The following is an 8,421-nucleotide window of genomic DNA, read 5'->3' on the forward strand; positions in this document are numbered from 1 at the left end:
CCTCACGTTAGGCTTTGCGCCCATGACGGGCGCCGCAACCTCCAAGACGTTCAGAACCGCCATCGTGCCTGCCGCCGGGCTCGGTACACGCTTCCTGCCGGCGACGAAGGCCGTGCCCAAGGAACTCCTGCCCGTGGTGGACACGCCGGGGATCGAGCTGGTCGCCGCCGAGGCCGCGGCCGCCGGCGCGGAACGCCTGGTCATCGTGACCTCGCCGGGCAAGGAAGCCGTCGTCAAGTACTTCGAGGACCAGCCCGAGCTGGAGGCGAACCTCGAGGCCAAGGGCAAGACCGAGCTGCTGGCGAAGGTCCGGCGCGGTCCCGCTCTGCTGGCCGTCGAGACCGCCATCCAGGAGCAGGCCCTCGGGCTCGGCCACGCGGTCGCGCAGGCCGAGCCGAACCTGACGCCCGAGGACGAGGCCGTCGCGGTGCTGCTGCCGGACGACATCGTGCTGCCCACGGGCGTGCTCGAGCGGATGAGCGAGGTGCGGGCCAAGCACGGCGGCAGCGTGCTCTGCGCGTTCGACATCCCCAAGGCCGAGATCTCGCCGTACGGCGTCTTCGACGTCAGCGACACCGGCGAGGACGACGTCAAGCAGGTGCACGGCATGGTCGAGAAGCCGAAGCCGGAGGACGCGCCGTCGACCTTCGCCGCGGCCGGCCGCTACCTGCTCGACCGGGCGATCTTCGACGCGCTGAAGCGCATCACCCCGGGCTCCGGCGGCGAGCTCCAGCTGACCGACGCGGTCGCGCTCCTGATCACCGAAGGACACCCCGTGCACATCGTCGTGCACCGCGGCGGACGTCACGACCTGGGGAATCCGGGTGGTTTCCTGCGCGCCGCGGTCGATTTCGCACTTGAAACGCCCGAGTACGGTCCATCTTTACGGGCGTGGCTGACGGAACGGATCGGGACAGATCGCCCATGACGGAATCCCTCGACGAGGCGCGGCCCGAAGTGGCCGAGGACGAGGAGGCCGAGTTCCGCTCGGTCGAGTCGCAGATCGCGATGACGCTGGACGCCGCCGTCCGGCCCCGGCCGGTGCGGGTGGCGATCTCCGAGGCCCAGGGGCTGCTCTGCGCCGAGGAGGTGGTCGCCGAGCACGCGCTGCCCGGGTTCGACCAGGCGGCGGTCGACGGGTACGCGGTGCGCAGCGTCGACGTGCGCACGGCCGGGCAGGAACCGGTGCAGCTGCCGGTGGTCGGCGAGATCGCGGCGGGCTCGCGCCAGCCGCGGCGGCTCCAGCCGGGTCAGGCGGTGCGCGTCGACACCGGCGCGCCGCTGCCGACGCTGGCCGACGCCGTCGTGCCGCTCGCCTACACCGACGGGCACCAGGCCAAGGTCACCGTGCACCGCTCGGTGCCGTCGGCGGGGTACGTGCGGCGGGCCGGCGAGGACGTCCAGATCGGCGACGTCGCGGTCCGCAGCGGCGACACGATCGGGTCGGCGCAGGTCGGCCTGCTCGCCGCGGTCGGCCGGGCGAAGGTGCTGGTCTACCCGCGGCCGCGGGTCTCGATCGTGTCGGTCGGCGACGAGCTGGTCGACATCGACCGGACGCCATCGGTCGGGCAGGTCTACGACGTCAACTCCTACGCCCTGGCCGCGGCCGCGCGGGACGCGGGCGCCGAGGTCAGCCGGGTCGGCATCGTGTCGAGCGAGCCGAAGCGGCTGCGGGAGATCGTCGAAGGCCGGCTGCTGATGTCGGAGATCGTGGTCGTCGCCGGCGGTGCCGGGGGCAGCACCGGCGACGAGGTCCACTCGGCGCTGTCCGACCTCGGCCGGATCGACGCGACGCGCATCGCGATGCACCCCGGCTCGGTCCAGGGGTTCGGTCGGCTCGGGCCCGACTCGGTGCCGACGTTCCTGCTCCCGGGCAACCCGATGAGTGCGCTGGTGGTGTTCGAGGTGCTGGTGCGGCCGCTCATCCGGGCGGCTCGCGGCACGCGCAACCCGCACCGGCGGATCGTCGGCGCGCGGCTGCTGTCGCCGATCACCTCGACCGAGGGCCGGCGCGGCTTCCTGCGCGGGCAGCTCCTGCGTGACGAGGCCAACGGCGAGTACCTGGTCCAGCCGCTCGGCCAGTCCGGGGCGCACCTGCTCGCGTCGCTGGCCGAAGCGAACTGCCTCATCAACGTGCCGGAGGAGATGACCGAGGTCGCCGCGGGCGAGCAGGTCCAGGTCACATTCCTGGCGCAACGGGCCTGATGAACTCCGTGTCGGGCGTCTCCTACCCGGTCGAGAGCCGGCACCCGGGCTGGCCGTCGCGGCTCGGCCCGCTGCGGGTGCCCGCGGGGGAGGTCGCGATCCGGCCGGTCCGGCTGCGCGACGCCGGCGAGTGGAGCCGGATCCGGCTCCGGGACCGGGCGCACCTCGAGATGTGGGAGCCGACCGGCGTCGGGCCGTGGCCCGAACGCAACGCTTTCTGGTCGTGGCCGTCGCAGTGGGCGGCGTTGCGGTCGCTCGCACGGCGTGGTCAGTGCCTGCCGTTCACGATCACCCTCGACGGTCGGCTGGCCGGTCAGATCACCGTCGGTAACGTCGTCCGGGCATCGCTGCGGTCCGCGTGGATCGGCTACTGGGTCTCGTCCGAAATCGTCCGCGGCGGGGTCGCGACGGCCGCCGTCGCGCTGGTCACCGACCACGCCTTCACCGCGTCCGGGCTGCACCGGCTGGAGGCCACCGTGCGCCCCGAGAACGCCGCCAGCCTGCGGGTCCTCACCAAAGCGGGGTACCGGCAGGAGGGGCTGTTCGAGCGCTACCTCGACGTCGCCGGCGCTTGGCGGGACCACTACTGCTTCGCCGTCACGCGCGAGGAGACCGGCGCCGGACTGGTGTCGCGGCTGGTCGCGGCGGGGCGTGCCGACTACGCCTGACGGTGATTACCCATCCGGGGCTGTGAGCGCGTTACCACATGCTGTGAGATTCACCTAATCCGGTGAGGCATTTCCGTGATCGAACCCGGCGAGCCTCCGCCCGATCTGTTACTCCTGTGACTAGCGTGATTTCAGGTGAAGGATTCGGGGGAGGTGACGGGGGATGCCCAGCTCCGTGATCATCGTCGCGCTCGCCGCGGCATGGCTCGTCGTACTCGTGCCCATGGTCGCGCGTCGGCGGCAGCAGGTCGCGAGGACCGCTGACTCCGCGTTGGCGGCCAGGGTCGTGCGCAGTGGTGGTGGACGCAACGAAGACCGGGAGGAATTCGCCATGTCCGACAATCCCGTCAAGTCCAATCCGGTGAAGTCCCGGCCCTCGGTCGAGGACGACCTCGCGGAGCTGGAGGCGGAGCTCGAACTCGACGACGACCTCGACGAGGAAGAGCCCGAGCCGCTCCCGCAGCCGGGTCGTGCCGAGCGGCGGGCCGAACGCGAGCGCGAACGGGCCGGCTACCGGCCGGGCCGCGGCGGCTTCGACCCCGAGGCGGCGGAGATGGCCGCCCGCGCGAAGTACGGCTTCCGGCAGCGCGTCGTCGTCATCCTGCTCGTCGTCGCGGTGATCACCGCCGGCGTCGCGGGCTTCCTGTTCCCGCTCGTCTGGTGGGGGCACGCCGTCGCCGACGTCGTGCTGGTCGGGTACCTCGTCTATCTGCGCCGCCAGGTGCGCATCGAGGAGGAGATCCGGCAGCGCCGCCTCGCGCGCTTCAACAGCACCCGCGCCCCACGACGCCCGTCGGAGCCCGGACCCCGGCAGTCGGTTTCGGCTTCCGTTGACCACGACGTCGAGCCGGACGACGAGGCCGACGACGTCGCCGTCGTGGAGGTCGTCGAGCCGGCCCGCCGCGAGATCGTGGAACGTCGCCCTTCGCCGACATCCCGCATCCGCCGCAGCGCGGTCGTCGTCGACCTGGACGACGAAGACCCGGCGTTCGAGGAGCTCGACGAGCCCGGGACCGGGCCTTACCGCCGGGCCGTCGGAGAGTGACCCCCCACGTGTCGTGCTCGTAGGGCACTGCTAAGCTCTACGAGCACGATCAAGGGGCTGTAGCGCAGTTGGTAGCGCGTCTCGTTCGCATCGAGAAGGTCAGGGGTTCGATTCCCCTCAGCTCCACGTAATGGGTGTTACTAGAACCCTTGGCACTCACACCAGGGGCGCGGTTCTTCGGAGCTGCACCCCTGGTGTTTTTTCGGCGTTCAGCGCGGCGCGTGCCCTGGTGCGGGGTGATCAGATGGCCGGATCCGCTGCTGGCCTCGTGGTGTTCGGTGGCGAGTTCGTCGAGGACGTCGAACGGGTCTTCGCGTTCGACGTCGGCAACGGTGACCGCCCCGTCTGGCGTGGGCTCCAGGTAGACCTTCGCGAAGATCGTTTTCACGAGGAGTGTTCTGGTGATGTCGTCGCCGTGGTCGTAGACGTCGCCGGGACGGGCGAGCAGGTCGAGCGCGCGGGTGAGTAGGTCCCGCGCGGTGTCGGCGTGGTTGTCGTTCCGGTCGAGCGCTTCTAACTCGCGGCGGGCGGCGGCCTGTTGCTGGCGAACCGTGCGCATCTCTGCCTTTGTCCGTTCCCGGTCCCAGTCGGGGTCATCGAGCACGCTGTAGAGGTTGGTTTCCTAGCGGGCGAGTGTGTCGAGCCGCTTTGTCAGGGTGGCGCGGGTGGCGGCATCAGCGTCGGGGCGATTGGTGATCGCGTCGGCGACCAGGCCGGCCACGGCGGCGCGGGCGTTGTCGTCGAGCGCGATCGAGTCGAGCAGTTTGCTGACCGCTTGTTCTACGCCGCGTAGCCCGTCGATCCTCATGTACGGCATGTCGCAGGTCTTTCTTTCTCGTCCGATGCAGAAGTAGTAGAGGTAGCGGCCGCCGTTGCCGGTGGCGGCGGCGATGATGAAGCGGCGTTTGCAGCGGGGGCACCACAGGCAGCCTTTGAGGTGGTGATGGTGCACGCGTCGGCGGGAGTTGTTGGTAGAGCGTGATTCCCGGACTTTCTGCACTCGGTCGAAGAGTTCTTCGGTGATGATCGGCGTGTGCCATCCGGGGTATTCGATGCCGTCGTAGGTGACATACCCGCAGTAGTAGCGGTCCCGCAACATCAGAGAGATTTTATTGAGGGACACGGGTTTGGCTGGCCGGTTGGGGGTTCGGCGGGTCAGTAGTCCTCGGTCGGTGAGGATCTCGCGTACCTCGTCTTCGGTGTAGCGGCCGGTCGCGTACATTTCGAACGCGTCTTTGATGTAGGGGGCACGGTAGGGGTCGATGGTGATCGTGTTGACCTTGGCCCCGTTGGGCAGCTCTTCGCGGGTGTTGAGGTAGCCGAGTTTCGCGCCGTTGATGGTGCCGCCCTGGCGGGCTTTGTGGGCCATCTTGGTTTTGATGTCCGCGCCCGAAGCGTCGCTGTAGACCTGGTTTTGAACCGCGATGGTGTTGCGCACCATCTGATCCACGGGGGTGTTATCGTTGCCGACGTTCTCGGTCGCCGAGATCACGACCACGCCGAGCTGTTTAAGGATCAGCTCCACAACGCTGTTATCGATGACGTTACGGGTGCCACGGTTGAACGCGTACACGATGATGTACCGGGCGTCCCGCTGGCGAATCAAGAGGTTCATCAGCTCTTGGAACTCGGAGCGCTGCGCCAAGAATTTTCCGCTTTTGCCGGGGTCGATGTGCCACCGGATGATGCGCAGATTCCGCGATTCGGCGCACTTCTGGATGGTTTCGCGCTGCGTCGGAATGCTGTTACCGAGGGGATCGTAGGAGGTTTTCACCTGCCTCTCATCGGAGACGCGTAGGTAGGCGACGGCCGCGTCGTCATCGGCGAGGGTCTGGGCTACTTTGCGCGACTTGCTCGACAGCTTGACCGCTGAGGCGAACAGGGCTTCCAGATCGATTTCGGTAGACATCGGTATTACTCCTTCACTGGCGGGATGGTGGCGTCGCTGGTGGCGGTGAGGCGCTGCCACAAGCGGCGGTAAGGCTCCAAGAGCCCCACGGCGGTGGGGTAGTCGAAGTTGAGCGCGTCCCCGAGCGTGCACAGCAGGACCGGACCAGGCAGGGCGAGCGTTCCGGCTTCGATGCGGGTGATGGTGCTCAGAGATACGCCCATCTGAGCGGCGAGCTTCTTCGCGCTCAGGCCGCGCTCTGTGCGGACTTCGGCGACGTAGTCGCCGAAGGTGCGCGGCGGTGGTTCGGCGGTGGTCATTACCGGTGTTCGCTCCCTCTCGTGTGGCTGCCTGTTCATGATCCCCGATAGGGTTGCATCGATGCAACCCTACCGGGGATTGTGTCCGCGCCTGTCTCCGGGTGGGCTTTCTAGAACTGTTACGGAGTCCGACAGGGCACCGCCCGCTAGCCGCTATACCGCAGGTCAAGGGCGGTTTCGGCCGCTAGCGCGGGTGCTAGGTCTAGCGGTCGGCCGTGCTAGCCGCGCTCCCGTCGCTGGGTCTCCAGGGCGGTGCGGACATCGGCGAGATGGAACCCGCGCCGGTTAGCTCCTTCACAGCTCACCGGGTCGGTTCCCCAGACTTGGCGGGACCGCACGCCGTACGGCCGTAGTGCTGCTGACAGTTGAGCGGGTGCCCATCCGGTGTAGGCATCCGGTCGTAGCTCGGCCAACGCGGCGGTGAGGGTTTCCGACCATGCTTTCGCCTCGCCTCGGAAGGCGGTTACCAGATCCAGCAGCAGAGACGAGGCGGGGCGCTCATGCTCGGCGGGTGTCGGGTCCTGGTCGGCTGCGTATCCGCTCAATCGGCCGGCCGCTTCCCGCATAGCTCGGGCGCGGCTGGTGATGGTGTGGGCCTGGGCTCGGGTGACGTGAGCGACGTGCACCGTGCGGGCGTCGTCATCGCCCCCGGCGAGAATACCGATACCCACATCGCGTCGAGTAAACAAGGTTGCGCGCACGCCGTTTCGGTACGCGGACGTGCCCAACACCATGTCATTTTCCACCTGCCCCAACACTTTCAGTGCAAACCGGATAATGACATTCGCGGCGATGTCGGTAGGAATGCTCTTAGCGCCGGGGCGTTGCGTGGCAAGAAGCAGCATGATTCCCACGGCAGGCCCCCGGCGTACCAGGTCTTCAGAGATTGCGGCGCACTCGGTGCCGTAGTCGGGGTGTTCGAACAGTTTTTGGCATTCGTCGATCCCGATCACCACCGGATGCAACCCCAAGGACCGATTCGACGCGAGCGCCGGGGTGATCTTGTTTTCCGGGGCAAGATCACGCGGAAGCTCCCGCACGATTTTCGTGCGTCGGGTCAGATCGGCCGACACCGCCCGCAGATTGTCCGCCATATACGCGAAATCGTCGTCATCCGTTCCGGCGCGGTAGCGGTGCGCCACCGCTTCGAGTGAGTCGAGGTCGCCGGTTCCTTTCAGGTCGTAGGTGTGGATTTCCGCACGGGGATCGAGTGCCGCGAGCAGCAACAGCACCCGCAGCGCCACGGTTTTCCCGATACGCGGCACCGCCCCGATGATCACCGACGCGAACATCAAAGTGACCGTTACCCATCGCCCGCGCGGATCGGTCCCGAACGGCTGCGGCGTAAACAAGTCCACGACGCCGGATTTCGCCAGCGGCCACGAAGGTTTCGGCGCGGTGGTCATGTCCTGATCAGCCACCCACAGCACCAAGCGGCCGGGGTGGATCGCGGGGGCGGCTTCAGGCCACACCGAGCCCAGCGGACGCGACAGCGCGGAGGCGAGTTTTTCGCGGCGTTCCATGACATCGGCTGCGGTGATCCCCGGGGGTAGATCGACGTCGGCGCGCCATCCCAGAGCGTCGCGGGTGATCGGGGCGGGAAACCCGATCTGCCCGGCGTCTTTCATACCGCCGATCCCGAGCGAGAGCAGCGCCCGCGTAACCGCGTCGCTCGTGAGACGCACGAACCGCGTTGCGACCGTGGCACTAGACACGATCGGCGCATCCGCTGGGGTGCCGTAGTAGCCAAGCAAGCCGACAACCCCGGCGACGGCGACGCACTGAGCCCACACCGGACTCAGCGCGAGCACCGGCGCGAGAACCGAGCCTGCTACAGCACTGACACCGAGGGCGAGCAGCGACCGCACACGGACCCGCCGATCATGATCACGCATGATCCGCAAATACTGTTCGGTCTCGGTGCCATCGAGCGCGAAGCGACGAAGCGGCCGAGACTCGGTATGCAGAATCCACCCCGCCGCCGCAACCGTTGCACGGTAGATACCGCGCGGGAACCGCAGCGCGAGCAACACCGCGTACACCGGTAGCCGTGCAAGATGAAAAACCGATACGTGGAGCCAAAAACCGAGCCGCACGGCGATCGCGGCGCGGGCGCCAGCGATCGTCCGAAGCCACGGCGCGATGATCGGCCGGCGATCCCCGCGGTTCCTAGTGTCTCGTGATCCTGTTGTCATTACTTGGCGTTGTTGTCGACGAGTTTCTTGATGTTGGCCTGGACGAGTCGGACCTTGGCCAGGATTTCGTCGGCGGTGGCGGTCCAGGTGAAGGGCTTGG

At 67.9% G+C, this 8,421-nt stretch carries 8 protein-coding genes and 1 tRNA gene; 6 read left to right on the forward strand and 3 right to left on the reverse strand.

Annotated elements, in window-relative coordinates:
- Positions 1–22: 22 nt before the first annotated feature.
- The 6 genes from ACLJQZ_RS03750 to ACLJQZ_RS03775 all read left to right on the forward strand — a co-directional run bounded on the left by ACLJQZ_RS03750 (position 23) and on the right by ACLJQZ_RS03775 (position 4,387).
- Positions 23–928, forward strand: coding sequence for a UTP--glucose-1-phosphate uridylyltransferase (locus ACLJQZ_RS03750; RefSeq protein ID WP_326944547.1), 906 nt, complete (start codon positions 23–25; stop codon positions 926–928).
- A complete protein-coding gene (glp, locus tag ACLJQZ_RS03755) occupies positions 925–2,205 on the forward strand; it encodes a gephyrin-like molybdotransferase Glp (RefSeq protein WP_247058075.1) in 1,281 nt (426 codons plus the stop codon). The genes ACLJQZ_RS03750 and glp overlap by 4 nt, the downstream gene beginning before the upstream one ends.
- A complete protein-coding gene (locus tag ACLJQZ_RS03760) occupies positions 2,205–2,873 on the forward strand; it encodes a GNAT family N-acetyltransferase (protein WP_410618554.1) in 669 nt (222 codons plus the stop codon). The genes glp and ACLJQZ_RS03760 overlap by 1 nt, the downstream gene beginning before the upstream one ends.
- Positions 2,874–3,036: 163 nt before the next feature.
- Positions 3,037–3,918: a gephyrin-like molybdotransferase receptor GlpR gene (glpR, locus tag ACLJQZ_RS03765; RefSeq protein ID WP_410618556.1), complete on the forward strand. Its 882-nt coding sequence runs from the start codon at positions 3,037–3,039 to the stop codon at positions 3,916–3,918.
- Between the two features lie 53 nt (positions 3,919–3,971).
- Positions 3,972–4,044, forward strand: a tRNA-Ala gene (locus ACLJQZ_RS03770).
- A gap of 118 nt (positions 4,045–4,162) precedes the next feature.
- Positions 4,163–4,387, forward strand: a complete 225-nt coding sequence (locus ACLJQZ_RS03775; RefSeq protein ID WP_410618558.1) for a hypothetical protein — start codon at positions 4,163–4,165, stop codon at positions 4,385–4,387.
- 153 nt (positions 4,388–4,540) lie between these two features.
- Here ACLJQZ_RS03775 and ACLJQZ_RS03780 read toward each other — a convergent pair whose 3' ends face one another.
- The 3 genes from ACLJQZ_RS03780 to ACLJQZ_RS03790 form a co-directional block, all read right to left on the reverse strand.
- On the reverse strand, positions 4,541–5,827 hold the full coding sequence (locus ACLJQZ_RS03780; protein WP_410618559.1) for a recombinase family protein: 1,287 nt from the start codon (positions 5,825–5,827) through the stop codon (positions 4,541–4,543).
- 5 nt (positions 5,828–5,832) lie between these two features.
- Positions 5,833–6,126, reverse strand: a complete 294-nt coding sequence (locus tag ACLJQZ_RS03785; RefSeq protein WP_410618561.1) for a helix-turn-helix domain-containing protein — start codon at positions 6,124–6,126, stop codon at positions 5,833–5,835.
- Between the two features lie 218 nt (positions 6,127–6,344).
- A complete protein-coding gene (locus ACLJQZ_RS03790) occupies positions 6,345–8,159 on the reverse strand; it encodes a cell division protein FtsK (protein WP_410618563.1) in 1,815 nt (604 codons plus the stop codon).
- Positions 8,160–8,421 lie beyond the last annotated feature (262 nt).

It is taken from the genome of Amycolatopsis sp. cmx-8-4 (assembly GCF_046548675.1).
Taxonomy (GTDB): Bacteria; Actinomycetota; Actinomycetes; order Mycobacteriales; family Pseudonocardiaceae; genus Amycolatopsis.

Bases quoted from the DNA above. Each gene is read 5' to 3' on its own strand.
- ACLJQZ_RS03775 (WP_410618558.1), top strand. From the start codon at position 4,163: ATGGCCGGATCCGCTGCTGGCCTCGTGGTGTTCGGTGGCGAGTTCGTC.
- glpR (WP_410618556.1), top strand. From the start codon at position 3,037: ATGCCCAGCTCCGTGATCATCGTCGCGCTCGCCGCGGCATGGCTCGTC.
- ACLJQZ_RS03785 (WP_410618561.1), bottom strand. From the start codon at position 6,126: ATGACCACCGCCGAACCACCGCCGCGCACCTTCGGCGACTACGTCGCC.
- glp (WP_247058075.1), top strand. From the start codon at position 925: ATGACGGAATCCCTCGACGAGGCGCGGCCCGAAGTGGCCGAGGACGAG.
- ACLJQZ_RS03760 (WP_410618554.1), top strand. From the start codon at position 2,205: ATGAACTCCGTGTCGGGCGTCTCCTACCCGGTCGAGAGCCGGCACCCG.
- ACLJQZ_RS03750 (WP_326944547.1), top strand. From the start codon at position 23: ATGACGGGCGCCGCAACCTCCAAGACGTTCAGAACCGCCATCGTGCCT.
- ACLJQZ_RS03780 (WP_410618559.1), bottom strand. From the start codon at position 5,827: ATGTCTACCGAAATCGATCTGGAAGCCCTGTTCGCCTCAGCGGTCAAG.